The sequence below is a fragment of the Chryseobacterium sp. Mn2064 genome, from assembly GCF_049319685.1.
Classification (GTDB): Bacteria; Bacteroidota; Bacteroidia; order Flavobacteriales; family Weeksellaceae; genus Chryseobacterium.
The window spans coordinates 857,477-883,490 of sequence record NZ_JBMOUE010000002.1; the positions used below are offsets into that span (position 1 = coordinate 857,477).

General features: G+C 35.7%; 24 protein-coding genes. 12 read left to right on the top strand and 12 right to left on the bottom strand.

Annotated features, from left to right (window positions below; translation table 11 throughout):
* Positions 1 to 128: 128 nt before the first annotated feature.
* Complete coding sequence (locus ACL9RH_RS10945; RefSeq protein ID WP_422693397.1) at positions 129 to 1,751, bottom strand: tetratricopeptide repeat protein; 1,623 nt, start codon at positions 1,749 to 1,751, stop codon at positions 129 to 131.
* 300 nt (positions 1,752 to 2,051) lie between these two features.
* Between ACL9RH_RS10945 and ACL9RH_RS10950 the strand changes: the two genes are divergently transcribed.
* Positions 2,052 to 3,212: a thioredoxin family protein gene (locus tag ACL9RH_RS10950; protein WP_422693398.1), complete on the top strand. Its 1,161-nt coding sequence runs from the start codon at positions 2,052 to 2,054 to the stop codon at positions 3,210 to 3,212.
* A 72-nt stretch (positions 3,213 to 3,284) separates the two neighbouring features.
* Here the strand turns inward: ACL9RH_RS10950 and ACL9RH_RS10955 are convergent, their stop codons facing one another.
* Complete coding sequence (locus ACL9RH_RS10955; RefSeq protein ID WP_422693399.1) at positions 3,285 to 3,980, bottom strand: hypothetical protein; 696 nt, start codon at positions 3,978 to 3,980, stop codon at positions 3,285 to 3,287.
* 640 nt (positions 3,981 to 4,620) lie between these two features.
* Positions 4,621 to 5,643 (bottom strand): 3-oxoacyl-ACP synthase III family protein, encoded by a 1,023-nt coding sequence (locus tag ACL9RH_RS10960; RefSeq protein ID WP_422693400.1) that lies wholly within the window; start codon positions 5,641 to 5,643, stop codon positions 4,621 to 4,623.
* Positions 5,644 to 5,716: 73 nt separating this feature from the next.
* Here ACL9RH_RS10960 and ACL9RH_RS10965 point away from each other — a divergent pair, with 73 nt between their 5' ends.
* The 4 genes from ACL9RH_RS10965 (at position 5,717) to ACL9RH_RS10980 (ending at position 10,403) form a co-directional block, all read left to right on the top strand.
* Positions 5,717 to 6,616: a CorA family divalent cation transporter gene (locus ACL9RH_RS10965; protein ID WP_422693401.1), complete on the top strand. Its 900-nt coding sequence runs from the start codon at positions 5,717 to 5,719 to the stop codon at positions 6,614 to 6,616.
* 125 nt (positions 6,617 to 6,741) lie between these two features.
* Positions 6,742 to 8,328: a patatin-like phospholipase family protein gene (locus ACL9RH_RS10970; protein ID WP_422693402.1), complete on the top strand. Its 1,587-nt coding sequence runs from the start codon at positions 6,742 to 6,744 to the stop codon at positions 8,326 to 8,328.
* 34 nt (positions 8,329 to 8,362) lie between these two features.
* On the top strand, positions 8,363 to 9,832 hold the full coding sequence (locus tag ACL9RH_RS10975) for an FAD-binding oxidoreductase (RefSeq protein ID WP_422693403.1): 1,470 nt from the start codon (positions 8,363 to 8,365) through the stop codon (positions 9,830 to 9,832).
* A gap of 97 nt (positions 9,833 to 9,929) precedes the next feature.
* Complete coding sequence (locus tag ACL9RH_RS10980; protein ID WP_422693404.1) at positions 9,930 to 10,403, top strand: hypothetical protein; 474 nt, start codon at positions 9,930 to 9,932, stop codon at positions 10,401 to 10,403.
* Between the two features lie 50 nt (positions 10,404 to 10,453).
* On the opposite strand, the gene ACL9RH_RS10985 is transcribed toward ACL9RH_RS10980, so the two are convergent.
* Positions 10,454 to 10,984 carry an NAD(P)H-dependent oxidoreductase gene (locus ACL9RH_RS10985; RefSeq protein WP_422693405.1) on the bottom strand — a complete coding sequence of 177 codons (531 nt, stop codon included), beginning with the start codon at positions 10,982 to 10,984 and terminating at the stop codon, positions 10,454 to 10,456.
* Positions 10,985 to 11,075: 91 nt separating this feature from the next.
* Here ACL9RH_RS10985 and ACL9RH_RS10990 point away from each other — a divergent pair, with 91 nt between their 5' ends.
* Both ACL9RH_RS10990 and ACL9RH_RS10995 read left to right on the top strand, forming a co-directional pair.
* On the top strand, positions 11,076 to 11,441 hold the full coding sequence (locus ACL9RH_RS10990) for a winged helix-turn-helix transcriptional regulator (protein WP_422693406.1): 366 nt from the start codon (positions 11,076 to 11,078) through the stop codon (positions 11,439 to 11,441).
* A gap of 187 nt (positions 11,442 to 11,628) precedes the next feature.
* Positions 11,629 to 12,033 carry a hypothetical protein gene (locus ACL9RH_RS10995; protein ID WP_422693407.1) on the top strand — a complete coding sequence of 135 codons (405 nt, stop codon included), beginning with the start codon at positions 11,629 to 11,631 and terminating at the stop codon, positions 12,031 to 12,033.
* Between the two features lie 69 nt (positions 12,034 to 12,102).
* Here the strand turns inward: ACL9RH_RS10995 and ACL9RH_RS11000 are convergent, their stop codons facing one another.
* Both ACL9RH_RS11000 and ACL9RH_RS11005 read right to left on the bottom strand, forming a co-directional pair.
* The gene (locus tag ACL9RH_RS11000; RefSeq protein ID WP_422693408.1) at positions 12,103 to 12,663 is read right to left on the bottom strand and encodes a DNA-3-methyladenine glycosylase I; all 561 of its coding nucleotides are present in this window, start codon (positions 12,661 to 12,663) and stop codon (positions 12,103 to 12,105) included.
* On the bottom strand, positions 12,660 to 12,980 hold the full coding sequence (locus ACL9RH_RS11005) for a MazG-like protein (RefSeq protein ID WP_422693409.1): 321 nt from the start codon (positions 12,978 to 12,980) through the stop codon (positions 12,660 to 12,662). Before ACL9RH_RS11005 ends, ACL9RH_RS11000 begins: the two co-directional genes overlap by 4 nt.
* A 165-nt stretch (positions 12,981 to 13,145) precedes the next feature.
* On the opposite strand from ACL9RH_RS11005, the gene ACL9RH_RS11010 reads away from it, so the two are divergent.
* The 3 genes from ACL9RH_RS11010 to ACL9RH_RS11020 are packed head-to-tail and all read left to right on the top strand — an operon-like array spanning position 13,146 to position 15,521.
* Entirely contained in the window at positions 13,146 to 14,060 is a 915-nt protein-coding gene (locus ACL9RH_RS11010) for an alpha/beta hydrolase (RefSeq protein WP_422693410.1), read from the top strand.
* 17 nt (positions 14,061 to 14,077) lie between these two features.
* The gene (locus ACL9RH_RS11015) at positions 14,078 to 14,452 is read left to right on the top strand and encodes a hypothetical protein (protein ID WP_422693411.1); all 375 of its coding nucleotides are present in this window, start codon (positions 14,078 to 14,080) and stop codon (positions 14,450 to 14,452) included.
* 55 nt (positions 14,453 to 14,507) lie between these two features.
* On the top strand, positions 14,508 to 15,521 hold the full coding sequence (locus ACL9RH_RS11020) for a TQO small subunit DoxD (protein ID WP_422693412.1): 1,014 nt from the start codon (positions 14,508 to 14,510) through the stop codon (positions 15,519 to 15,521).
* An 89-nt stretch (positions 15,522 to 15,610) separates the two neighbouring features.
* On the opposite strand, the gene ACL9RH_RS11025 is transcribed toward ACL9RH_RS11020, so the two are convergent.
* The 6 genes from ACL9RH_RS11025 to ACL9RH_RS11050 form a co-directional block, all read right to left on the bottom strand.
* On the bottom strand, positions 15,611 to 16,207 hold the full coding sequence (locus ACL9RH_RS11025; RefSeq protein ID WP_422693413.1) for a hypothetical protein: 597 nt from the start codon (positions 16,205 to 16,207) through the stop codon (positions 15,611 to 15,613).
* A 366-nt stretch (positions 16,208 to 16,573) separates the two neighbouring features.
* Entirely contained in the window at positions 16,574 to 18,151 is a 1,578-nt protein-coding gene (locus tag ACL9RH_RS11030; protein ID WP_422693414.1) for a DHA2 family efflux MFS transporter permease subunit, read from the bottom strand.
* Between the two features lie 131 nt (positions 18,152 to 18,282).
* Positions 18,283 to 19,386: an HlyD family secretion protein gene (locus ACL9RH_RS11035; RefSeq protein WP_422693415.1), complete on the bottom strand. Its 1,104-nt coding sequence runs from the start codon at positions 19,384 to 19,386 to the stop codon at positions 18,283 to 18,285.
* Between the two features lie 16 nt (positions 19,387 to 19,402).
* Complete coding sequence (locus ACL9RH_RS11040) at positions 19,403 to 20,719, bottom strand: TolC family protein (protein WP_422693416.1); 1,317 nt, start codon at positions 20,717 to 20,719, stop codon at positions 19,403 to 19,405.
* On the bottom strand, positions 20,703 to 21,341 hold the full coding sequence (locus ACL9RH_RS11045) for a TetR/AcrR family transcriptional regulator (protein ID WP_422693417.1): 639 nt from the start codon (positions 21,339 to 21,341) through the stop codon (positions 20,703 to 20,705). The genes ACL9RH_RS11040 and ACL9RH_RS11045 overlap by 17 nt, the downstream gene beginning before the upstream one ends.
* 379 nt (positions 21,342 to 21,720) lie before the next feature.
* A complete protein-coding gene (locus tag ACL9RH_RS11050) occupies positions 21,721 to 22,839 on the bottom strand; it encodes an ATP-binding protein (protein WP_422693418.1) in 1,119 nt (372 codons plus the stop codon).
* Between the two features lie 345 nt (positions 22,840 to 23,184).
* On the opposite strand from ACL9RH_RS11050, the gene mdlD reads away from it, so the two are divergent.
* On the top strand, positions 23,185 to 24,504 hold the full coding sequence (gene mdlD / locus ACL9RH_RS11055) for an NAD(P)-dependent benzaldehyde dehydrogenase MdlD (protein WP_422693419.1): 1,320 nt from the start codon (positions 23,185 to 23,187) through the stop codon (positions 24,502 to 24,504).
* A 202-nt stretch (positions 24,505 to 24,706) separates the two neighbouring features.
* Entirely contained in the window at positions 24,707 to 26,014 is a 1,308-nt protein-coding gene (locus tag ACL9RH_RS11060) for a hypothetical protein (protein ID WP_422693420.1), read from the top strand.

A 26,014-nucleotide genomic window follows, 5' to 3' on the forward strand; every position in this document is an offset into this window, starting at 1 on the left:
CAAACATCTCACTAAGTTGTATCCCGTAAAACTGCCGCAAATATAGGACAGCATTAGGATTTCGTAAAATAATAGGTTATCCATTTTCGCGAAAATGGTAAGACAGAGTTCAAAAAGAACATCTTTTTTTAATCATTTTCCCGAAAATGAACATTTTTATTCAATTGATTTTCAGTATCAATATGCTTAATATAAGCTGATGGAGAATAATCTGTGACCGCTTTAAAGACAGCTGCGAATTTACTGTGTGAAGAGAAGCCGCATTCATCTGCAAGGATACTGATTTTATATTGTCTGTACTTTTCATCGTTGATGAGTTTATCTACAATATAATTAATCCTTAAACGGTTGATATATGTTTTGAAGTCGGCACTTTTATGCTGATTGATTACGTAAGACAGATACTTGGTATTGGTGTTCAGTTCACCGGCAAGAAATGATAATGACATTCCTTTATTATTATAAAGTTCTCCTTTTTCAAATTCTTCTAACAGCTCCAACAGTTTGGATTCTGTTTCTGAAGTCATCAGCGATTCATTTCTTTTTCGGTCTATCTCGGAGTCTTTTTCATCAATTTCTTCAACAGATATATTAGAAAATTCCGGAGATTCTGATGGGGATTCAGAACGATTTTTATTCCCAATAAGGCTCAACTGGGTTCTGATGATATTTCTTAATTTCGAGCGCTGTTTTCTCTGTTTTGTTCTAAAAAATATAATTAAAGCAATACAGGACAAGAATAAAATAATAATGGCTACGTTTTTGGCTTTGCTGAACTCTCCGGATCCTTTGCTTTTACCAGCAATAACTTCTTTATTTTTCGATGTAACACCGTGGTTGCGGGCAGCAATACTGTCATATGCTCTCACATATTTTACGGCATACAGAGAAGCTTTGAAATTATCACCTGTACCTTCATAGTAATCATTGATATTGGAATAAACTGCTTTTTTAAGCTTAAGACTTCGGGAAGTATCTGCAATTTTCTCTGCTTTTTTAAGGTAAAATTCGGCGTCTTTCCAGTTTTTCTGCTTCAGGCGAATTCCTCCAAGACCGTTATAAACCAGCCCCAGAGTACAGCTTCCTTTTTTGAGTAATTGTTCTGCTTTTCTGTAATAGCTTTCTGCAACGGGATAATTGTTCAGCTTAAAATATACGTCTCCCAAAACCTGGTAAGAGGCAGCGGTGGTTTTATCTTCGTTACGGCTCTCTATCTTTTCAAAATGTTGTAAAGAAAACTCTACAAACTGTATGGCATTGGTATAATTTCCCAGCTCCATTTCATAAAAAGCCATTTCCTGATTCAACAGTCCTGCAGCTTCATTACTTTTTTGAAAATCAGCAATTTGCTTTGAGGCTTCAAGCCCTTTTAGTATGTATTTTTTCGCTCTTTCGTAAAGCCCTACCTGTCTATATTGTCGCGCAAGTAATCGGCTTACTTCTACCATCCGTTCTGTATCATTTTCTTCGCTGATGAGAGAATGCGCATCTTCACTGTACGATATGGCTTTTTTTATTTCTCCGGCGTGATCATACAGTTCTGATGAAAGAATAAGACTCCTTATTTTCTCTGACGGTTTTCGGGCAGCTGTATAAAGAGAATCTGCCGTTTTGATAGCCTCGGGTAAATTCTTATAAGCAGTAATGGAAGAAGTCCTTTCACAAGCCTGTTCAAAAGTATTTTTATGCTGAGAAAATATGGGGACTGCCGTGGTGAGCAAAAACAAAAGTATCAGTACATTTTTAGACATAGAAGAACAAATTATTATTTTTATTTTATAATAATTCATCATTATTTTCACAGGTGTCTTTTTGTTTTTTACAAAACTAGTGATATTTTACTTTTAATTAAAACATTCTGTTGAAATTTAACGATTTAACCTAAAACACCAAATTACATTAATTTTAATAATTGTACCAAAATAATAAACGATTTTCTTTCATATCCACCTATCCCTATATTAAAAACAGGTTTCCTATATAAATATTTCCAATATGACCTCTCTAAATGTCATCATATTTATTACATTTGCATGGAATAAAAAGTTTTTATGAAAAAAATAACCATACTTTCAACCCTATTTATCGGAGCTCTTGCCTGGGCTCAAGGTATAAAATTCGAAGAGGGCAACTTCGCCTCTATCGTTGCCAAAGCAAAAAAAGAGAATAAACTTATCTTTGTAGATGCTTATGCATCATGGTGCGGACCCTGTAAACTTATGGTCAAAAATATTTTTCCTCTTAAAGATGTAGGTGACTATTACAACTCTCATTTCATCAATGCTAAAATTGATATGGAAAAAGGAGAAGGAATAGATCTTGCCAAAAAATATAATGTAAAAGCATTTCCTACCTATCTGTTTATTAACGGTAATGGTGAAGCGGTACACAGGACTCTTGGCTACGTAGAGGAAAAAGACTTCATACAGTTTGCAAAAGATGCTGAAGATCCAAGCAAAAGGCTTACATCTCTGAAACAGCAGTTCGAAAATGGAGAAAAAGATGCTGAATTCCTAAAAAACCTGGCCGGGCTTACAATTTATAATGATCCTGAATTTGCAGGAAAAGTGCTTAACCGTTATTTTCAGCAAAAATCAACGTTAGATCAGGATGATATCCAAATGCTTCTTTCCGGGACTCAAACTACAGATAGTCCTTTATATAAGACCTTTCAGGATAAAAAAACAGATATTCTGAAATTGATTCCTGCTGATAAATATGAAGCGATCAACAAAAATATAAAACTGAATACCGTAGCTCAAAAAGCCTACAATTCTGAAACAAAAACATGGAATGACGGCTATTTCATGACAGAAACCTCAAAGTTTCTAAGCAAAGAAGAATCTGAAAAGATTTTAAAGAGAATGAAAGCCAACAGAGCGCTGAAAAACAAAGACATCCCAACGTATGAAAAGCTGATTCTGGAGCTATATCAGGATTACTCCGCTGCGAGCTCTGCAGAACTGAACTCTCTCGCATGGAACTTTTTTGAAAATGTAAACAACAAATCATCTTTAGAAAAAGCTGTTGCATGGGCCCAGGAATCGGTAAAAAAAGATCAGAATTTTGCGAATACAGACACTCTAGCCAACCTTTACAATAAAGTAGGTGATAAGAAAAACGCAAAAATGTGGGCTGAAAAGTCTATTGAACTGGCAAAAACTTCAGGAGAAGATTCTTCTGATACAGAAAAACTGTTGAAAAGTCTTTAACAGAACTTACCCATAAAAAAAGCCCCGCAGAACTTTGGTTCTGCGGGGCTTTTTTTATCATTTAAAAGTCAATTAGTTATTATATACCAACACCTGCATTTTAGTAAGCATTGCTTCTGTATCACCATTGTACCCCGCATAAGTTGAAGGAACAAAATTTACTGTTGCTGTTCCAGACCAAGCAACATATTGAACTTTAAAAGTATAAGTTCCTGCTGTGAGGACAACCGATTTCAAAAATGTTACCGGAACCGGCATATCTACCAAAGTTGTTACCCCAGGAAAGTTTCCTGCTTTAGAAGCAAAGGCTGAAGAAATTTTCACTCCATCTTGCAAAAGGGTAAAAACACCTTGAGTCGTATTACCGCTTCCAAACGTTGCATAACCTAAAATAGTGAATAAAACAGTCTGGGTCTTTCCGGCTGGTACCGTTACAGTATGCGTAACACCCGGTACATCAATTGTTGTTCCCTGAGTAGCGGTAGCAGCAGTAGTCCCTTGTACATACACAGCACTATTAATAGTTCCACTTGCTGTATTTAAGGTCTGCCATGCTGGAGCAACTCCTGATCCCTGAGAAGTCAGAATCTGTCCTGATGTTCCCGCTGAGCCAGCTGTTGTTGAATTTCCTCCAATATTCAACTCATTTACTACCTGTAAAGAACCATTAACGTGTAGTGTTCTCTGAGGTGTTGAAGTTCCAACGCCCACTTGCGCACATAAAAATGAGGGAACCAAAAAAATCCCAAACAATAGATTATTTTTCATGTTGTAATTTATTTAATAAATTTCACCTTAAAGGTAGTTATAAAAAACATTCAGTGTATCAAACACTTAATACAAAATATCGATAATAAAAACAAATTATATCATTTATTTCTATAAATAATGAATTAATTTTTCTTAAAAAAAAATGAGGAATTTTAACAGTATACATCGTTAAAAAGACTATCATAAAAATAAAATTGATAGCTAAAATTGAAATCTTATTAAAGAATTAAAAGTCAAGCACAAGTAGGTATTCATTCTAAAGTATCTTTAAGGTATTAATGTCTATTTGCGCATGTAGATCTTTAAAAGAAAACTATTTGAAAAATAGTATATGATTCATCATTTATGTATAAAATTAATGCTGCAAATTTATATTTAAAAAACATGCTGAACCATAGAATAATTTCGATATCTCCTGGTATTTTTCTTTATGATAAAAGAATAAAACAGAATACCGCTGCACTAAAGTGCAGCGGTATTCTGTTTTATCTGTAAAGGATATAAGCCTTTCTATAAAATGCTCAACAAACCATTAAAAGAAATTAATTCTTTGTTTTTCAGAATCAATAAAATCTAAAGTATATTTTTCTTTCTATAGTTTAAACAATCTGTTTATAGCCTTCTTTTTCTTTGCTTCCTAGTATTCAAAAAGAACACTTCCCCAAGTAAATCCGCTTCCGAAAGCCGAAAGAAGAACAAGATCTCCTCTCTTGATTTTCCCTTGCTCAATAGCTTCACTTAAAGCAATCGGAATAGAAGCTGCCGTTGTATTTCCGTATTTTTGAATATTATTGAAAACTTTTTCATTCGGTAATCCGAATTTTTCCTGTACAAACTGAGCAATTCTCAAGTTCGCCTGGTGAGGGATGAACATATCAAGATCTTCCACTTTTTTTCCTGCTTTATTTAAAGCTTCCATCATGGTTTCAGGAAATCTTGTAACAGCGTGTTTGAATACAAAGTTTCCGTTCATGATTGGGTATACTTCTTTATTGGTAACGTTTTCAGGATCTTTTCTCATTCTGTCGCTCCAACCGAATTTGGATCCCGGGAACTGCGTACAAAGATCATCTGCATATTTTCCTTCAGAATGCATATTCATGGCTAAAATATCCCCTGCATTTTCGTCCTCTGTTGCCGAAAGAACAATTGCTCCTGCCCCATCTCCGAAGATCACAGAAACTCCTCTTCCTTCGTCTGAAAAATCCAATCCGAAAGAATGAACCTCTGCACCTACCACTAGTATATTTTTATAAGTACCGGATTTAATAAAAGCGTTCGCAACACTCATAGAATATACAAATCCTGAACACTGGTTTCTTACGTCCAACGCTCCGATAGTGTCACATCCTAACATATCCTGAAGCAATACTCCACATCCAGGAAAATAATAATCTGGTGAAAGAGTTGCAAAAACAATATAATCGATATCTTTTGAAGTAAGACCTGCATTCTGAATTGCTTTCTCAGCGGCTTTAAAACCTAAATAAGCGCTGGTCTCCTGAGAGTCGTACCTGTTTTTTCTGTGTCTTCGTTCCTTGATGCCTGTTCTTTCTGTAATCCATTCATCATTCGTAGTCATTAGTTCGGCTAAATCATCATTGGTAACAACGTTATCTGGAACATAAAATCCAACACCTTTTATTGTACTTTTAATCATATAGTTTTATAATTTTGGCAAAGATAAAACTTATTTAACACATAGTATTTCAAAATATTAGTATTTTTACTTTATGCCAATTGATACGATATACAGAAGCGCCCAGTGCGAATGGGTAGATGTAGAGGCTCCTACCGCAGAAGACCTGAAATTTCTTCATGAAAGATACGAAATCAACAATCTCCTTTTGGAAGATACCATAGATCCTAATCACCTCCCAAAATATGAGGAAGACGGAAATGTAAAATTCTATCTTCTCCGGGAAAGTACAGAACTCGAAAGAAAAAACCTCAACACGATTAGTGACATCAGTACCAAAATCGGAATTTTCCTGTTGGATAATACCATTATTACCATTCACAGAATGAAAAGCAGAAGTATTACGGAAACGAAAAAGAAACTTTCTGTAATGCAGGAGGAAGTAAGTCCCCAAAAAATAGCCCTCATGATCACCATTTTGATCATGAAAAGTTTCGATGATGAATCCATCAGCCTATTGGAAACAATGGATAATATTGAAAATGAGATCTTCCTTAAAAACACCAATCATACCAGCCAGATCCGAAGATTGTATAAACTGAAGCGAAAATCGGGACTCAATTCAAGAGTTCTGATTATTTCTACCGATGCTATCGACAAGTTTAAATTACTGGACCTGCAGGATTCTGAGATTGTGGATTTAAAAGATAAACACAAAGATGTTGTAGCCGACTTTGATCATTTGAATATTCAGATCACCAACCTTATTTCGATGTTCTTGGCCCTTTCGGATCAAAAGGCCAATCAGGTAATGAAAGTTCTTGCTATTTATTCAGTCTATTTTTTACCGATCACTTTTATTGCCGGAGTATATGGAATGAACTTTGAAAATATGCCGGAACTTCATCATAAACATGGCTATTTTATAACACTGGGAGTAATGGCAACAGTCGTGATCAGTACCTTTATCTACGTAAGGCGCAGACAGTGGTGAACTGGTGGGAAATAATCCTAAAAACTGAAATGCAAAAATCATTACACAACAAGATATACATGATTTTTGCGTTTTAACATTTCTCTCTTTTGAAAAAGATCCATTTTTCAACAAAAACAGAACCCATGAAAACCGAAAACTTAAATATAACTCTGCAGGATAATTCTCTTTCACAAGCTTCTAAAGAGAAATTGATAGCATTGCATGATAATATCTCTTCCAAAGAATTTTCTGATCTTTTGGATGCCTATGGCAATCAATATGTGGAATTTGTACAGGAAGGAGGCGGAGTCTGGGGAAGTGCTCTGGTAGGCTATCTCTATGGTTTGGAAATCTTTGGGATCCGTTTTCTGAAAGTAGCCGGTACAAGTGCAGGAGCCATCAATACCATGTTGATTGCAGCCTGCAAAACCAAAGAAGAACCGAAAAGTGAACTGATTAAAAATATTCTTTTCAGTTGGGATTTTGCAGATTTCATGGATGGAAAAACCTATGTAAAAACAACGCTTCATGCGATGCTGAACAATAAGGACTTCTTTAAAATCAATGCCATTTTGGCTGCAATTATATTTATTATTCTGGTCAGTATTCCGTTTGTAACGCATTCAGAAACGATATTGAATGCTAAACTGATGTTTTTAATACCTCTGATTCCGGCTATTATTCTGTTTTTCTGTGTCAAAAAGCTTTATAATAATTTCAGGAAAGAAAACAGCGGACTCAATCCCGGCACTACTTTTCAGAATACGATGAAAAATGCACTGGATGGTTTTGGGATTCAAACTGTGGCCAGCCTCAATGAAAAATTCATTAGAAAAGAGCATGACCTCAACCTCAACTATCGCTATGGAAACGGCCAGGAATATTATACCATAGCTCTGCAGAGCATTGAAAAAATCAAGACTAAAAATCTGGAACATATTGACCCAACCCGATACCGCATTTTCTATGAAAGTGCTGCCAATAATGATTATTACAAAAACAATCCCTTTTACCTTCTTCGCTCAGAGTATATTGTTGTCACCACAGACATCAACGCTAAAATAAAAGTAGAGCTTCCCACCATGGCCAATCTGTATTGGTCTGAAGAAGAACTCAAGCACATCAGCCCGGCAGAATTTGTCCGTGCTTCTATGTCTGTGCCCTTCTTTTTTGAACCTTTTCAAAAAGTGATCAACAAATATGAGGACTCTGTGAAGTATGCCTGGAGATATTGGATGAACACCAAACAGGAAGATATTAATCCGGTCGGAGTTTTCATTGATGGAGGCAGTATTTCCAATTTCCCTATTGATCTGTTTCATGCAGATGAAGTTTTTTATCCGAGAATGCCTCTTTTTGGGGTACAGCTTACCAGTGATTCCGATTTACTTTCAGAGAAGGGAAAAACAAGTGCTGAAATTATGAAAACACCCTTCAGCTATGCTGGAAACATCATTAATACATTGAAGGGATTTAATGATAAGACATTTCTTACCAAGCATACTTTCTACAAATTATACAGCATCCAGACTGTCAATTGTGGTACGAGCAGCTGGCTGAACTTTTTTATGAAAAGAGAAGAAAAGGAAGAGCTTTTCAACAGAGGATTCCAGGCAGCCCTTGATTTTCTCAATCAATTCGATTGGGAAAAATATAAATATGAACGCATGATGCTTTCTATGAAAGAGAAAAAGATACTGAAAGAAGAAGACACCCCTACGGTAGGATAAGGATTTTTTGAGTATTTTAGCCTTTTATATATGCATGAAAAAGAAACATTTTTTAATTCTTGCCGTTATAGCGAGCATTATTTTCATTTCTATCCCGATTATTCATATTCTTAAAACAAAATGGAGTGAATCCGATCGTAAAAATGAAATTCCTAAAGGTTATACCAATGACGCAAGTCAGTTGAATTTAACCAAAATAGATACCCTGATCAAAGTTCCTTCCTCCAAAGCAGATATTGAAAGTCAGTTGCAGCAGATTTTACAATATGCCAAAGAAAAACATCTGAAAATCTCTATTGCCGGAGCTCAACACAGCATGGGCGGTCATTCAATTTACCCCAACGGAATTCTTCTTAACATGCTTCCTTATAAACATATGGAGCTGGATGAGAAAACCAATATTCTTACCATTGGCTCGGGAGCTCTTTGGGAAGACGCCATCAAATATCTCGATAAAAATGGAAAATCTATTGCCGTAATGCAGGCTTTCAGTTCGTTTTCTGTAGGTGGTTCTATCAGCGTAAACGGGCATGGATGGCAGAAAAATCTTCCTCCAATTTCCTCCAGTGTTGTTTCTTTTACCCTGATGAATGAAAGCGGGAAGATCATCAATTGCAGCAGAGAAGAGAATCCGGAACTTTTTAAACTGGTGATTGGCGGATACGGACTTTTTGGAATTATTCTCGACATTCGTTTGAAAGTGGTTGACAATACTGCACTTCAATATAAGTATGTCCGCTTAAATGCTGATAATTATACGGATTATTATAAAAAATTCATCTCTGAAAATCCTAATGTAAATCTTGTTTTCGGAAGATTAAGAATTTCAGACAAACGATTCCTTGAAGAAGCCACCATCAATTATTTTGAAAAGGTAAATGAAAAGCCTTTGTCTCTTCCGCTCCAAAATGCTAAAAATGAAGAAGTGAAGCGCCTTGTTTTCCGTAGTACTGTAAACAGCGAATATGGAAAAAGATTGAGATGGGACCTTGAAACCGGAATGAATAAAATGACCAAAAATGCAGTTTATTCCCGAAATGAATTGCTTAATGATCATGTTTCCCTGATTGAAAACAAAGATCCGAATTCTACAGATCTGCTTCAGGAATATTTTATTCCCGAAAGGCATTTTAATCAGTTTATAAAAGATATGAAGCCTGTTTTGAAAAATTCCGGGATGGATCTGCTTAATATCACCATCCGCGCCGTTAATAAAGATGAAGACAGCTATATGAACTATGCCCGGGAAAATGTATTTGGGTTTGTTTTATTATTCAATCAGAAGAAAACGGCAGAGCAGGAAAATGCTATGAAATTATTAACCAACAAACTGGTGGATATAACGTTAAAAAACGAAGGTACTTTTTACCTTCCCTACCGTCTTCACATTGGAAAAGAGAAAATGAGAAAGGTATATCCACAGACTGAATCCTTTTTTGAACTCAAAAGAAAGTATGACCCATCAGAACTTTTTGATAATAAGTTTTACCAGCATTATAAATAAAGGGGCTATATACAATTTTTCATTACTGTCATTCTGACGAAGGAAAATGCTATTAAGAATAAAAAAACAAATCAATAAGATTTTAAATAAAGAATAAATGAACTGGATTATCAGAAGTACAAAAAAGGTAAAATTCCATACCAACCTTCATGAGGTTTTGAAACCTATTTGGAATGATCTTGCTGTTTATAAATGGATTCTGACAGATTTAGATTTTATATCTGATCAACTACTTCCCATTAATTTTGATGAAGATTATTTTATTTTGGATCATCCGGAATTTGAACAAATCTATGAAAGCAATACTCAGATCATTTGGGGAATACTATCAGCTGTTCCAAATAATATTGAACCAGATACCTCTGCCTTATCCACATTGTCTGCTGAAGATACAAATGTTTGGAAACCTGATCATTTTTTAATTCAAGGAAGTATGTTAGAAATTATTGCTTTTGACAGCGGATATACTATTGTAAAATTTAAAGATCAAAGTCTCTCGGATAAGTTTAAAGATTATTTTCAAGAACAGGCAGTAGATCTGCAAAAATTTAATGAAAAATATATGGGTTAAAATTAGGAATCTATTTAGTAAAAAGAACTAGATAGATTCCTATTGAAAATTTATAAGGAATCTAAAAATTCCAAGTACATCGGAACGCTTCTGTTAATCCATTCATCGGAAGGATCTCTTTCAATTCCATAGTAAACGAAAGGTTCTTTATACTCTGCTTTGATGTAATCAAAAGTCAGTTCATAGGGACGGAACAGTTCATTCATCGTATATTTATATTCACCTGACTGGCTGTAACCTTCTTCATCAATTCCGGCCGTTACCGCTAATGACATCTTCTTTCCTGCAAGCTTGAAACCACTGTTGCTTCCGTAGGCCCATCCGTATAAAATAACCTCATCCAGCCATTGTTTCAAAAGCGGCGGACTGCTGAACCAGTAAAAAGGAAACTGAAATACAATCTTATCATAAGATTCCATCAGTTTTTGTTCTTCTGCAACATTGATCTTTCCATCTGGATAAGCCTCATATAATTGATGAACAGTATATTTTTCAGGATTCTTTTTTAATTCATCAATCCATTTTTTATTGATTACAGATTTTTCAATATCCGGGTGTGTAACAATTATTAAAGTCTTCATTATGTTTAAATTTCTACTGCAAAATTACTACACGTAACTTACATTTCGTACATTAGCTACCCATTGTATGGTACTATAAAAAATGTAAGTAATGACTAAAATAAAGGAAACCTCCACCAATTTCGCCAATAAAAAAGCTCTGGCTGATGAATGTCCGGAGATTTATGCTTCCAACATTATCGGGGGACAATGGGCCTTGGCCATCTGCTGCTATCTGATTAATGGAAAAATGAGGTTTGGAGAACTGAAGAAAAAGCTAAATACCATTACAGAACGTATGCTGACACTTCAACTTCGAAGGTTAGAAGAAGACAAAATTATTACAAGAACGGTATATGCAGAAGTTCCGCCACGGGTAGAGTATGAACTTACAGAAATCGGGTATAAGCTGGGTCCTATCATTCTTGAATTTGAAAAATGGGGAAAGGAACATAGGCAGCTCGTAGAAAATCAATAAGATAAAAAAGATTTTACGTTAAAAAGTTTCATTACATTATTTTATGTAAATTGATTACTCTTTAACTCCAAAATCAACACCTATGAAAAATCTTACTTTTTTAATCTTCCTCACTATATTCATCTTTTTTGGAAATTTGGTCAATGCACAGAAAATTTCTGATGGTCAAACCCTAAATCTCAATGGGATGACTGTTACATTCAACATACTCAACAAAGAGAGTATAGAATCCGGTGGAAAATCCTATGATCGATACAAAGTCTCTGCATCGGTAAAAAATACATCAGATAAGGCATACAATATTCGGTTGTCCGCTTTTCCTCAAGTTGTAAACAATATCGGTCTTGTAGAAATTGATTGTACGAATGCAACTGGGGCTAGATTGACCTCTAAAAAGATCGAATTAAAAATGAAAGCTCAAATACTTAACGTTACGTACTCAGCCTATGACAGATCGGGAAAATTTGTAACGAGTACCATTCCGGTAACTGGCAGCTACTACTTTGATCCGGGGGATACCATTAGTGATGATGCCATTTTCATTGTTCCCCAAGGTGAAAAACCTGATGTTTCAGTAAGAAGTATGAAATAAAATAATTAAAAATCCTGCAGATTGTATCATTCTGCAGGATTTTTTTAAAAAAATATTCTGATTTCTTTTCTATTTACTTTTCGTTTTCATCCACATTGGATTGCTATCCAATACCTTTTGATAGACAGGGCAGCTTTCAGTATGGCATCCTTTCAGATATCCGGTGCTCATCAGAAACTCATTCACTATTTCACCACCTGTAAATTTGAACGTTTTTTTGAATAGTTTCATCCACTCCTGAAGTGTCTTAGGGTGATGATGCTCCAGCCATTTCTCAAACGAACCAAATTCTCTCTGTAATTCCATGATCGTTTTTGCATTTTCAATGGCGGCATTCACTTTCAGTTTATTTCTTATAATTCCAGGATCGTTCAGCAGTCTTTCGCGATCTGCTTCTGTATAGGCTGCTATTTTCTGAATATCAAAATTATCATACGCTTTTCTGAAACTTGCTTCCTTCTTTAGAACAGTTTCCCAGCTCAGACCTGCCTGATTAATTTCAAGAATCAGTCTTCCAAACAGTTCATTATCATCATGAATCGGAAATCCATAATAATTGTCATGATAATTTTTGTGCAGTTCCTTTCTGCTTTCAGGCTGCATTCCTTCTATGGCTAAGCAATAACTCATTGAAATATATTTTCTGTTTTCGTTAAAAATGTATCCAGGGCTTCTTTGATATCAACCCCTGTACGGTCTGCCAACACAATAAGCCACCAGATATTCTCGGCCAGCTTGTGTTCAAGTTCTTCTGCTGAATCTTTTTTGAGCCAGGTTTTCTGATGAGACATTATATTTCTTCCTATCAGACCTGCGTCTGTAAGATAAGCTAAGGCGTCTTCTTCCAAAGTCCATTCCGATCCGTTTCCCTTCATCTCAAGCTGATGATACTTTTCCCGGATGTGTAAAGAACGTTTTATAATTTCGTTAAAATTATCGGTGCTCATACTATTAATTTCTATTGTAATAACTTTTAGAGTATAAAGATAAGATACAGTTTTGACAACTGTCCGTCAGCAGTATTTTTAAACTTCAAAATTTAACTAAAATTATGGAACCTTTCATTCATTGACTGGGAATATTCAGTAGTTTTGAGTTTTAAAACTAAAATGATGAAATTCTCTACAACGATCTTATTCATACTTTTCACTGTTTTTTATCATGCACAGACTCTGTATTCAAAAGCATACGGAAATCCGAATAACCCTCCCGTGATTTTTATTCATGGCGGGCCAAGTGGAAACGCTACTTTATTTGAAGGAACAACGGCCTCAAAGCTCGCTGAGAAAGGCTTCTATGTAATTGTCTACGACAGACGCGGTGAAGGGCGTTCCAAGGATAAGAATGCCACTATGACCTTCCAGGAAAGTTTTGAGGATCTGAACCAGATTTATGCTGATTATAAGATCAAAAAAGCAAATATTATCGCGCATAGTTTCGGGGGAATTATCGGTACATTATTCACCTCCCATTTTCCAAAGAAAGTAAGTTCTCTAACGCTTGCCGGGGCCTTATTTACCCAACAGGAAACGTATGATCATATTCTGAAACAGGCTAAAGAATATTTCAAAAATGATCCGACCCGGTTAAAAGAAATCTTAGAAATAGAAAAACTTGCTAAAAATTCTGCGGTCTATAGAAAAAGATGTTACGAAATTGCAGGTATAATGAATTTCTTCAAAATGCCTTCTCCCACTCCAGAGAGTCAGGAGCTTAGAAAAAACTATGAAGCGGGTGAGTTTTATACAAACAATATCAGAAATCCCAATTCTCCAGCCATATTTTATAAGAACGAACCTCTTAATAATCTGGATAATACCAAAATCTTAAAGGAAATTAAAAAGAAAGGAACACCCATTTTTGCTATTTACGGAAAAAATGATGGAATTTTTTCTGAAAAACAACTCAATGATCTTAAAAATATTGTCGGAAAGAACCATTTCAGACTGATAGATAACTGTTCTCACTATTTATTTGTAGATCAACAGGATGAATTTTTACAATTTATCACGCTTACATTGAAATAAAGTGTAGTTTTGTGAGAATGTCAGACAAAAAAGTATATATCAGTTCCTGTAAAATCATCGTATTGATGGTTATTCTGGTATTTTCTTTATCACCATGCTCCGTAAAAAGAAATGTGCTTGATATTTTTGACATTCAATATATCAGCGGTTTAAATAAAGTAAAGATAACACCGGAAACTTTTTCTACCTGTGACTCTTTTTCCGCTTCTTCAAAAGCTTCTCTCTCAAAAGCTGCTGCTATTAAACATAAGGGAGCTTTTCCAGCTATACGCTTTATCTCAAGGAATATCCGGGAAGAAAAGATATTTTTCAATGATTATTCTGGGCATTCCACAGGAAACAGTCCTCCGAAATATATTCTGTTTAAAAGACTGAAATTGAGTTTAGTTTAAACGTTCTTACGTTAAATCAACATTCAGTTTTTTACACTTTAATATATTTATTTCAATGAAAAATACGACTAACAGCCAGTCTACAGATTTGGCTGGTCTATATACCCTATCTCTCCGCCTGGTCATAGGATGGACTTACTTTTCAGCCTTTTGGCGCAGACTTATTTTAGAAAACAAACTTATTCCTTATGAAAAAGGATATATCGGAGAAAAATTTAATCATTTCCTTCCCAATGCATTGGGAATTAAACCTATCATTGAATATTTGGTGACCCATCCGGACGCACTACAACGTTCTATGATGATCTTCACAATAATTGAAGCTATTGTTGGGTTACTCATCATTTTGGGATTATTTACCCGGCTCATGAGTATTGGTATTTTCAGCCTTGCTTTAGGAATTTTGTTGGGTTCAGGATGGCTAGGCACGACCTGTCTGGATGAATGGCAGATCGGGGTTCTGGGTATTGCAGGTGGCTTTGTATTGTTTCTTACAGGAAGTGGCCCTTATTCTTTGGACTATTATTTTATCCGAAAAAACAAAACCTTTACCCATACTCGATGGTTTAAATGGTTCGGATCAGGAAACTTATCCCTATCAAAACCTAAGATCTTTGTTCTGACCGGTTCACTTATCATCTTTGGACTTACTTTGTATACCAATCAGTACTTTCATGGTGGTGTCTGGGGAACACTTCATAATAAATCTGTCCAACCGAAGCTTGAAATCTCAAATATAGCGCATCATGATTCGGATTTGACTTTTCAAATTTACAGAACTGAGGGAGCTGATGTTTACGGATCTTTTTTAATAGGAATTCATCTGTTGGATAAAGATGGCAATATTCTAAAGGAACTGGATCATAAAGATCTTTCAACATTCCCTGAAGAGAGCATAAAAAATTATTATGTAACGAAAATACAGCCCGGCAAACACAGTCTTGTAATTCCATTGGGAGCAAAAGCTGACGTTATGATCAATATTAATGATATTCTCCAGAAAAGTACAATTCATTCACTCAAACTGATTGATATCAGTGGAATTGAATGGGTAAAAAGTATCCAATAGAACACAAAATCATCTGAATAGGGATAGAAAAAGCGGACTAAGTCCGCTTTTTTTGGCAAGAAATACAATAGTAATCCTAATTCTTTTTCTCAATTTTTAGAAACTGTTATTTCATAAATACAGGAACTGTCCGCTTCCAGTTTCAGTACTTTTACTTCCATAGAAACATCCAGCCCCATGGTATTGCAAATGCCATGGATAAAAGGTTTTATAACCGGCCATTCCAACTGATTGGCAATCTGTAGGTCCTGCGTGATTCTGTGATAACGGTCTGCTCCTTTAATCAGAAATTTGCTTTTGTGGTCATTTAATTCTTTAAATTCAAAATTATATTCGGGACTGGATGTAAAAATTGCTGCTATCAATATGTGAGCGAATGCCGGAATACCGGGTTTCAAATCGGGTTTTGCCTGGAAGTTTCTCATTACCATCTTTGATCCAAGATCATGCATAAAAGAACGGGAAAGCTGCTCAATTGCTTCATCTCCATAAAGTTTTCCCGCCTGTTTAAGGATTCCTCCATAAAAGGAACTTGTAATATCCGAAAGGCGCTGGGTAAGCTCTGTAAAACTTCCCGGGAAATAATCTGCAATAATCTGGGTAGGATTCATTTCAGGAAGATAGACATCATGTTTTCTGAAATCGGATAATGCGAGGTAGGTTTCCGGTAATTGTACTGAATTCATATTTACTATTTTGTAGGGTTTTCGTGATCACGGTTGGTATTAACAATATGACAGAAGAAAATATCGTCTGTGTGTCGAATAAAGATAAAGTAACAGAAAGTGCAAACGGAATACACTTCGATTGACATTCAGATAAAATACTGAAAAACTATTCTTTAGGATCTTTTTGAAAAGATATTCTGGAGTGAGGTAATCTGTTCATATTTTTTCATTTGGTGATGTAAAGCTAGACAAAATAAATAAACTCTCCAATAGGTGATATTATTTTTATTTCAACAAAGATGCTGAAAACTAATATTTTATATGAGTACCTTTAGTTTTTAAAACAAAAAAACCTTCGGGATTTCCGAAGGTTTTAATTAAAATTTAGTGCATGGCTTCACTCAAATCTATTTTTTCTTTGCTCTTTCTTTCTTTTACGAGTAAGATAAACGGAATACATATTAAGAATATTATTCCGAGGTAAAGAAATACATCCATATAAGAAAGTACAGTGGCTTGCTTGGTGACAGACAAATCCAGCATTTTATAAGCCGCATTCATCGCTTCATCGGGTGTTTTTCCCTTAGCGATAAAACTGGCTTTAAGAGCTGCAAGTCTTTGCTGTACATCAAAGCTGTTTTCGTCTAGATGGGATATCAGGTTATTTCTATATTTCTGGCCTGCATTCGCAATAAAAGTGGTAATGGCTGCAATACCGAAAGATCCTCCCAGCTGTCTCATCATCCCTGTAAAGGCTGCTCCCTGACCAATTTCCTGTCCTTTCAGCGTACTTAACGATAAGGAAGTGATCGGTATAAACAATAATCCTAGACCGGCTCCTCTTACGATAAGCATCCAGAAAAAGGCATCTTTGCTGGTATCCGGTGTCAGAATTTTGTATCCCCAGAAACTATACACAAAGAAGATGAACAGTCCTAAGGAAACCAGAATTTGCTGTTTCGCACCTTTTGCCAAAAGTCTACCAATGATAGGCATCATAAAGGCTGTGGTTAATGCAGCAGGAATCATCAGTGCTCCAGATTGAAGGGCCGTCCATCCCAAGATACTCTGAGTATACAAAGGAACAATGAACGTTGAACCATACAATCCAAATCCAAGGACGAATGACATCATCGTTCCGATTCTTAGGTTACTATTTTTAAGAACCCTAAGTTCAACGATCGGATATTTAAAGGTAAGTTCCCTCCAAAGGAATAAGATAAATCCTAAAACAGCTGCTACAGTAAATGCTACAATCATTCCACTGGCAAACCAGTCTTCTTCATGACCTCTTTCAAGAATGAACTGTAATGAACCTACTGTTACTGCCAGTAAACCAATTCCAATCCAGTCTACATCTGATACTTTACGTTTTTCGGCATATTTCGGACTTCTTACAAACTGCAGTGTCATCAAGGTTGCTGCAATCCCAATCGGAATATTAATATAGAAAATATAAGGCCAGCTGAAATTATCAACGATATATCCTCCAAGTGGCGGACCTAGTGTAGGACCAATAATTACTCCCAGACCATAAATAGCCTGAGCCATACTTCTTTTTTCAATCGGATAAGATTCCGTAATGATCGTTTGTGAAGTTACCAATAAGGCTCCCCCGCCTATTCCCTGCATCAATCTGAAGAACACAAGTTCCCAGATATTAGTCGCATTTCCACATAAAAATGAAAATATGGTAAATATAATGATGGATGCCGCAAAGTAATTTCTACGCCCAAACTGCTGAGAAAGCCAGCTCGTCATTGGTACTATAATTACGTTACCAATGGCATAAGCTGTAATTACCCAACCCACTTCAGAAAGTGTAGATCCAAGATTCCCCTTCATTTCATTCAAGGCAACATTGACAATCGTGGAGTCTACAATTTCAAGAAGGGCACAAAGGATAGCAGTAATCGTAATGATCACTCTACGCGCTCCATATTCTACTAATGAATCTTGCATAAGTTTTTTCGATGTAAAAAGTCAATGGTAAATTTTACTTCACAAGTGAATGGTGAATTTTAAAGCTTTATGTTTTAACAGCTGATTCACTATTGACAACGAAGCTCACTGACTTTTAACAATTTTAAATGTTATTTCAAAGCAACTTCAGCCTTCACGTTCATCCCTGTTCTTAATCTTTTTGCAATATCTTTATCAAGGTTTACAAAATCGATTTTCACAGGAAGTCTCTGTACTACTTTCACGAAGTTACCACTCGCATTATCCGGAGGAAGGATAGAGAAGGTAGCTCCTGTAGCTGGAGAGAATGAGCTTACTACCCCTTCAAACTCTTTGTCAGGGAAAGCATCAATCTCGATTTTCACTTTCTGACCTTCTACCATTTTATCAACCTGAGTTTCTTTAAAGTTAGCCACTACCCATTTCTGGTCGTTTTTAACCAAAGCAAAAAGTTGTGCTCCAGCCTGTAAATATTGACCTGCCTGAGTAGGTACTTTTCCTACGTATCCATCTTCAGGAGCAAGGATTACAGTGTATGATAAGTTTAATTTTGCATTTTCTACATCTACTTCTCTTTGTTTAGCTACAGATCCAGCCACGCTGATTTGTTGCGAGCTTGCAGCCGTTTGAGAAGATGCAATGTGAGTTTGCTGAGCAATCTGATTTCTCTGATCTACTAATACCTGTAATTGCTTATCTGCAGATTGTTTTGCTGCTAAAGCCTGCTCATATTGTTGTTCTGTAATAGAGTGATCTTTCACAAGATTTGCATATCTCTTCAAATCCTGAGAAGTTTGCCAAACGTGTACTTTCGCTGCTTCTATCTGAGCATTTGCCGTAACGACAGCCGCTTCTGAAGAACCGATATTTTTTGAAGTAGCCGTTGTAGTAGCTTCTGCGTTTGAAATATTGCTTTTAGCTGTAGATAGTGCTGCCTGAGCTTGTTCTAAAGCCATTTTCTGATCTCTGTTATCTAAAATAACCAACGTATCTCCTTTTTTTACGAACTGGTTATCTTTTACTTTTACCTGAGCTACATATCCAGAGATTTTAGAAATAACAGGTGACATATTTGAACTAATTTGAGCATCATCTGTCTCCTCGTGATACTGTCCATATGTAAAAGCTCTGTAACCATAGATACCTCCTCCGATTACTACTGCCGCTAAAATGATAGGAAAAACTAAACTTTTTTTCTTTTTAGGTTCAGCTGCCTGTGTATTATTATTTTCCATTTTGGTTTCGATCTGATTATTTAATTGTTAAAGTTCCTGTTGTCTGTAATAGTTTTCTGTATGCCAATGCAGCATCTGCCTTAGCATTGATCACACCAACGTTAGCTGCAATCTGAGCTGCGTCTGCATCCAATAGTTCCGTCATGGTAGCAAGACCGTTGTCGTATTTGTTTTTTGTAATTCTGTAATTTTCGTTAGCCTGCTCAGCAGATTTTTCAAAAACAAAAATTCTCTTTTTAGAATAGTCTGTATTCTGATACTCTCTGTTTACATCCAGTTTAATATTATCATTCAGTAGCTCATCTGTAGCTGCCAATTGTTTTTCTCTGGCTTGAGATTGTCTCAATGATGAGTTTTCTTTCCAGATATTGGATAAATTATAAGAGATACCAATTCCTACATTTACCGCATTGTATACTGTAAGAAATTTCGGAATATCTGCTGCAACATATCCTCCTGTAAAAGCTAATGACGGAAGGTTTTCTGCTTTTGCCGCTTTTGTTCCCAACTGAGCTGCTTTTCTTTGCTGAGCCAGAGCCTGTAAGTCTTTACGATTTTCTCTTGCTTCGTTTACGTAAAAATCAACAGGTTTTACGTCTGAACCTTCTTCAATATAATTCTGATCAACTTCTAATTCTGTTGTTTCAGGAAGTCCTAATAACAAATCCATATTGATATTGGCAATATTGTAATTGTTTTTGGCTTCCAATAACTGAAGTTCGATATTGGAGGTCTGAAGGTTAGCCTTTAATCTGTCGTTTCTTGCAATCAACCCGTTATTTTCCATTTTAAGGAAAGTTTCGTCTCTTTTTTGAGAAGCGGCAAGGTTTTCTTCAAAAACTTTGATGGATTGGTTGGCTTTAAACAAATTATTATAAGCCTGGGCAACGTTATAAGCAATGGCTACCTTATCATTTTCCGTACTTAGTTTTGAAGCTTCCACAAGATATTTGGCAGACTGAATACCGTATTTTATTCTTCCACCGCTGTAAATCGGAACACTAAGGTTGGCCGAACCGTAAACTACCTGATGTATATCTGGTCCTCCTGCTCCACCGGAAAGTCCCGCCAGCTTGATATCAACATTTGGTTTTATGGGAAGATACATATAGCTCCCAGAAACTTTCAATTCCGGAAGCTGTTTGTTTTTAGCTTCCAAAAGATCAGCGGTAGCCTCTTCGATCTTGGCTGCGTCGATCTTAAGATTCTTGCTGTTCTGGATTCCCAGCTGCACAGCTTCATCAAGAGAAAGGGTCTTTTTCTCCTGAGCATTTGCATTTGCTATTCCTACGAATAGTGATAATGCAATCACTGAGTTATTTATTCTCTTCATAACCTAAAAGGTCTTTTAGTAAATATTTTATATGTTTATTAAGTTCTGTGTAGTATTTTTCATCAAAAACACTGTCTTCTTCTGTGTCATTAAGGAATTCTTTATACATTTCTTTCGCATTGAATGCATAAAACAGAGTTCCGCTTATTGTGGTATGCAACAGATAGATGGGAGGATTTTTGGTGAAAATTCCTTTTCTATGACCGCTTTCCAGAATTTGAGAATACATGGAGAGAAAAATCATTTTAGTTTGCTTCAAAAACTCTATAATCTGAGGGTTTTGAGCATACAGCTGCTCTCTCTGCATAATTCTGTAAAAACATTTTTGAGTTCTTACCTTATTGGAAAACTGATCGATTATTCGTTCAATCTTTTGCCACTCGTTCATATCTGTTCTTTCTAAAATATCCTTTGAAAAAAACTGTCCTTCATTCATTCTATACTCTACCAGTTTTTCATAAAGTTTTTCCTTGGAACCGAAATAATACGAGATCATCGAAATATTTACATGAGCTGCTTTAGCAATTTCCCTTGTGGAAGTTCCCTCGAACCCTTTCTCGGCAAAAAGCTTTTCGGCGGCAAATATTATATTCTCTTCTTTTGAAATCATGTCATTACTCATTTTTCAGGGCGCAAATTTACACAAGTTTTTGTTCGAATCAAACGATTGATTGATTTTTTAATATAGATTTAATTTATTGTAAATAAGAGACGCTTTCTATAAACTAATGACGATAGTACAATCAGATATGAATTTACAAAAAAAGTGCCTAATGATTTTATTATTTATTTAAACTTTTGTTAATAAACAGGAAAGTCAACCTTATATCCCTAGCAAAATTTATAAAGTCTTGAAAAAAGAAAATGTGAGATAAATGGTAATTCTGTAAGTATAAACCCTCCTTGCAGAAAAATATATAAAGAAGATTTTCTATCGAAAAATAATCGTTCAGATTAGAAAATATAAAAATAAACTCCGGCCATTTGCCGGAGTTTGTATATTATGTACTTTTATGAATATATCGTGATAATTTGATGCCGAGATCGGTCCATACAATTTTAGGGTTTCCGTTTCTTGTAAGGTGCAAATCTGCATCATTGATCTCTTCCAGAATACTCTCAATATTGGCTCCGGTAATGAATTTTGAAAATCCGCCCCAGTTGAACCCGTTGGCATCAATCTTTTTGTAAACCAGATTTTCAGACTGATAGTTCTGCAGCAATGCCAGCCTGAAGATTTCAGAACAGTAATTCAGGAAGTTTTTTTGCTTTTCTCTGTTCCAGCCTGCAATTTCTCTGGCCCAGAGGATAATACTTTTCAGATAGGCAGGTTTCTTTTTGACCATAAACGCATCCCGTACCCATTGCACAAACAATTGCTCGAACTCGCTGCTTTTGTCACCGGAGTTTAACAATTTAACAGCATCATTGAGGTTTCCCTGTGCTTCATGCACGATTTCTCTGATCTTTTCTTCCGATACAGAATGATTGTTTTTGAGGTATTTTTGAATGTCTTCGTCTTCAATTCTCGGGACTTCCACAATCTGCGTTCGCGAAAGAATGGTAGGAAGAATGTCATTTGTACTTTCTGCGGTGAGAAGAATAATAGTTTTTGCCGGTGGTTCTTCCAAAAACTTCAAAAATTTATTGGCAGCCGAGATATTCATTTTATCAGCTCTCCAAACAATCAGAATTTTTGTACCTCCTTCGAAACTTTTGAGTGCGAACTTCTGGTTTTGATCATCAATTTCGTCTGCTGAGATAAAGAGCTGCTTGTTTTCAGACTCCAGAAAGGCTGTCCAGTCATCATAGCTTGCATAAGGAGACGCTAGAATCATTTCTCTGAACTCATCAAACTTATTCTTACTTAAAGAATTTCTGTTGTCTGTAAAGACTGGAAAGCTAAAATGCAGATCCAGGTGATTGAGGTGTTCTACCTTAGCTGCAGCATGGCTGTTTTCCTGACTAAAGATTTCTTTTGCATAAGCCAGAACCATTGGTAATGTTCCATACCCCTCTTTTCCTACAAAAAGTTGGGCATGGCTCACTCTGTTTTCGGCAATGCTCTCTCTAAGAAGTTTTTTCAGATGATCCTGTCCGGCGATGTTCTCCCAATTCATGTTTCAAAGATAAAAAATCTTATTTCAATTTGTAAAATTAAGTCTGATTAAAATAGAAACTGCCTGAACTTTTGTAATGAAGTTATCTGTTTTGATCGGCTTTTAGACCCGAAAATTTTAAGTTAGCAATTTATTTTAATAGGTAAAGATAATTAGATAAACTTACCGTGGACTACGTTTAAAAGGGATCCTATAATAATAGGAATCATCAATAATCTTATTTGAAAAAATTTAAAAATTAAATTTTGTGCAATTTAATTTTAGGCAATATATTTGCAATACAAAAATAGTCGTAAATTGAGATTACAATTTATGCCAAATTTCAATTATTAAAATCATCAACCAATGGACAAAGACTTAGAACAAAAAATAAAAGGAATATTCCAACAACAGAAAGCTTTCTTCAAAACCAATCAGACAAAAGATATTGAATTCAGAAAGGCACAATTAAAAAAATTCCGTGAAGTATTTTTAAATCATACCGATGCTCTTTGCGAAGCTTTGTCTATTGATTTGGGAAAAAGCAGAAAGGAAGCTGAGTATGTAGAAATTCAAATTGTCATCAGTGAACTGGATTATCTTCTTGAAAATATTGATGAATGGGCGAAACCAACACCTGTTCCTTCCAAACCGCATCCGTCCGGAGCAGAAGTAGTGAGTACAATAACTTATCAGCCGTATGGCGTAAACTATATCATTGGTCCTTTCAACTATCCTGTTCAGCTTACATTCAGCCCTTTGATCGGAGCTTTGATTGCAGGAAATACAGCCATTATAAAACCATCAGAAAATACGCCTCATGTGGCAAAAGTTCTTGAAGATATCGTAAAAGAATCTTTCGACGAGTCTTATGTTGCCGTTATTCAGGGAGGTATTGAGGAAAACACTTTGCTATTGAGTTTCCCATTCGATTATATTTTCTTCACAGGAAGCCCGAACGTAGGGAAAATTGTAATGAAAGCAGCAGCAGAACAATTGATTCCCCTGGCTTTGGAACTTGGTGGAAAATCTCCGACCATCGTTCATAAAGATGCAGAACTTGATAAAGCAGTCGCAAGAATATCTTATGGAAAATGGATCAACTGTGGTCAAACCTGTGTGGCTCCTGATTATATTTACATTCATGAATCTATAAAAGACGCTTTTATTGAAAAATTCAAAGCTCATTTAAATACCACTTATGAAGGTAATTCTTTAGGAAAAATTGGAAAAATCGTAAGCCAAAACCAAATTAAACATCTGGCAGGATATCTGGATGCATCCCCTGAAAAAGTAATCTATGGTGGAAATTATGACTTAGAAACCCGTCATTTTGAAGCGACTTTAATGGACAATGTTACCTGGGACGATCAGGTTATGCAACAGGAAATCTTTGGACCTATCCTACCTATCATGACATATAGTGATATTGATGAAGCCCTGGAAGAAATCAACAACCGTCCTAAACCTCTAGCTTTATATGTTTTCTCCGAGAATCAGGAGTTTGCAGATCAGGTTCTTAACCTTACGACCAGTGGTGATGCAGAAATCAACAGTGCGATTATTCACGTAGGTTCTCATTTTCTACCGTTTGGAGGAGTCGGAACATCCGGAATGGGTAAATATCACGGAAAATTCAGTTTTGAAAGTTTCAGCCACAGCCGTTCTGTACTTCAGGTAAAATAAAAAATTTACAAAGATTTTATTCTTTATAAAAAAGGCCATTCGTGATATAGAATGGCCTTTTTTCGATAATAGAATTGTTATTTTTATTGGAGAAATTTTGCATTTTTCTTTTAAAGAAGGGCCCTTAACAAACTTTAACCACATATAATTTTTACAATTCATTAATATTTAAGATATTTGCGCATTGTTTTAAAAATAAAGAATGAAAAAAATCTTTGTAGTATCATTCATATCAGTTGGATATTTCTTAAATGCACAGAGTCTAAGTAACTCGCCTTATGCAGCCTATGGAATTGGAGATGTAAAATATGATAATACGATCGAAACTTCTTCAATGGGAGGTATATCAACAGCTTTTATAAGTGATTTTACCAGTAGTTTCAATTTTGCCAACCCGGCAAACAACGCCAATTTTGAACTTACAAGTATCAAACTGGAAGCTACCAATGAAAACAATTATTTCAAATCGAACTTTAACGATATGAAATCTACAAAGCATTCTACGTATCTTTCCAATATTTCCCTAGCGTTTCCTATCTCTTCAAAAGTGAAAATGGGGATTTCTTACCAGCCTTACAGCTCTAAGAGTTATGATATTGTAAGTGAGCAGTTTGATGCAAACCACAATCCTGTTTATAAGAATAACTTTAAAGGAAGTGGTACGGTAAATATTGCACAGGTAGCAGTGGCTTATAAGATCAATCAGGAATTCTCTGTGGGAGCAAAAGCCAATCTTTACTTTGGAGACATTAACGATCTTAATGAGTTCCGTGCTTATAACAATGCTCTTCAAACCTATGATACAGAATATGTAAATGGATTTGAAACCAAAAACAGAATCAGAAACTTCAACTTTACGTTGGGTACAAGCTACCAAACGTTAAACCCACGTACGGATAAAAAGTTAACTATTGGTGCTACCGCTACTTTTGGTAACACAAGCAGTACAACTGTAGATTATACAAATAGTACTTACCGATATTCTGATCTAAAGGCCGGAACCAAAACAGATGAAAGCATCCTGGATCAGCAAAGTGTAAGTTCTAAGAATATGATTCCATTCCAAGCCTCTGTAGGGGTAGGATATGGAAGTGAGAACCATTGGTTCTTTTCAGGACAGGTTGATTACAAAAAAGGAGAAAATGTAGCATATTTCGGAAAAACCTTTGACTTCCAGGATAGCTACAGAGTATCTGCCGGGGGATGGTATCTTCCAAACTATAATAACTTCAGAAATTATTTCTCAAGAGTAATCTATCGATATGGAGCTTTCTATGAAAGAGGAAATCTTCAACTGGAAGGGAATAGCATTAACAAATTTGGTATTACTGCAGGGGTAATGTTACCATTCAAAAACAGCAGTATTACAAGAATGAGTGGTCTGGAACTGGGTCTTGAAGTTGGTAAAAGAGGAACTCTTAAAGACAACCTGATCAACCAGAATTATATCAACCTGAAAATCGGCTTCAATTTTGCTGATAAGTGGTTCAGAAAGTCTCTTTATAACTAG

What these genes read in the sequence shown, in the direction of transcription:
- ACL9RH_RS10945 (WP_422693397.1), bottom strand. Translation starts at nt 1,751, where the DNA reads ATGTCTAAAAATGTACTGATACTTTTGTTTTTGCTCACCACGGCAGTC.
- ACL9RH_RS10950 (WP_422693398.1), top strand. Translation starts at nt 2,052, where the DNA reads ATGAAAAAAATAACCATACTTTCAACCCTATTTATCGGAGCTCTTGCC.
- ACL9RH_RS10955 (WP_422693399.1), bottom strand. Translation starts at nt 3,980, where the DNA reads ATGAAAAATAATCTATTGTTTGGGATTTTTTTGGTTCCCTCATTTTTA.
- ACL9RH_RS10960 (WP_422693400.1), bottom strand. Translation starts at nt 5,643, where the DNA reads ATGATTAAAAGTACAATAAAAGGTGTTGGATTTTATGTTCCAGATAAC.
- ACL9RH_RS10965 (WP_422693401.1), top strand. Translation starts at nt 5,717, where the DNA reads ATGCCAATTGATACGATATACAGAAGCGCCCAGTGCGAATGGGTAGAT.
- ACL9RH_RS10970 (WP_422693402.1), top strand. Translation starts at nt 6,742, where the DNA reads ATGAAAACCGAAAACTTAAATATAACTCTGCAGGATAATTCTCTTTCA.
- ACL9RH_RS10975 (WP_422693403.1), top strand. Translation starts at nt 8,363, where the DNA reads ATGAAAAAGAAACATTTTTTAATTCTTGCCGTTATAGCGAGCATTATT.
- ACL9RH_RS10980 (WP_422693404.1), top strand. Translation starts at nt 9,930, where the DNA reads ATGAACTGGATTATCAGAAGTACAAAAAAGGTAAAATTCCATACCAAC.
- ACL9RH_RS10985 (WP_422693405.1), bottom strand. Translation starts at nt 10,984, where the DNA reads ATGAAGACTTTAATAATTGTTACACACCCGGATATTGAAAAATCTGTA.
- ACL9RH_RS10990 (WP_422693406.1), top strand. Translation starts at nt 11,076, where the DNA reads ATGACTAAAATAAAGGAAACCTCCACCAATTTCGCCAATAAAAAAGCT.
- ACL9RH_RS10995 (WP_422693407.1), top strand. Translation starts at nt 11,629, where the DNA reads ATGACTGTTACATTCAACATACTCAACAAAGAGAGTATAGAATCCGGT.
- ACL9RH_RS11000 (WP_422693408.1), bottom strand. Translation starts at nt 12,663, where the DNA reads ATGAGTTATTGCTTAGCCATAGAAGGAATGCAGCCTGAAAGCAGAAAG.
- ACL9RH_RS11005 (WP_422693409.1), bottom strand. Translation starts at nt 12,980, where the DNA reads ATGAGCACCGATAATTTTAACGAAATTATAAAACGTTCTTTACACATC.
- ACL9RH_RS11010 (WP_422693410.1), top strand. Translation starts at nt 13,146, where the DNA reads ATGAAATTCTCTACAACGATCTTATTCATACTTTTCACTGTTTTTTAT.
- ACL9RH_RS11015 (WP_422693411.1), top strand. Translation starts at nt 14,078, where the DNA reads ATGTCAGACAAAAAAGTATATATCAGTTCCTGTAAAATCATCGTATTG.
- ACL9RH_RS11020 (WP_422693412.1), top strand. Translation starts at nt 14,508, where the DNA reads ATGAAAAATACGACTAACAGCCAGTCTACAGATTTGGCTGGTCTATAT.
- ACL9RH_RS11025 (WP_422693413.1), bottom strand. Translation starts at nt 16,207, where the DNA reads ATGAATTCAGTACAATTACCGGAAACCTACCTCGCATTATCCGATTTC.
- ACL9RH_RS11030 (WP_422693414.1), bottom strand. Translation starts at nt 18,151, where the DNA reads ATGCAAGATTCATTAGTAGAATATGGAGCGCGTAGAGTGATCATTACG.
- ACL9RH_RS11035 (WP_422693415.1), bottom strand. Translation starts at nt 19,386, where the DNA reads ATGGAAAATAATAATACACAGGCAGCTGAACCTAAAAAGAAAAAAAGT.
- ACL9RH_RS11040 (WP_422693416.1), bottom strand. Translation starts at nt 20,719, where the DNA reads ATGAAGAGAATAAATAACTCAGTGATTGCATTATCACTATTCGTAGGA.
- ACL9RH_RS11045 (WP_422693417.1), bottom strand. Translation starts at nt 21,341, where the DNA reads ATGAGTAATGACATGATTTCAAAAGAAGAGAATATAATATTTGCCGCC.
- ACL9RH_RS11050 (WP_422693418.1), bottom strand. Translation starts at nt 22,839, where the DNA reads ATGAATTGGGAGAACATCGCCGGACAGGATCATCTGAAAAAACTTCTT.
- mdlD (WP_422693419.1), top strand. Translation starts at nt 23,185, where the DNA reads ATGGACAAAGACTTAGAACAAAAAATAAAAGGAATATTCCAACAACAG.
- ACL9RH_RS11060 (WP_422693420.1), top strand. Translation starts at nt 24,707, where the DNA reads ATGAAAAAAATCTTTGTAGTATCATTCATATCAGTTGGATATTTCTTA.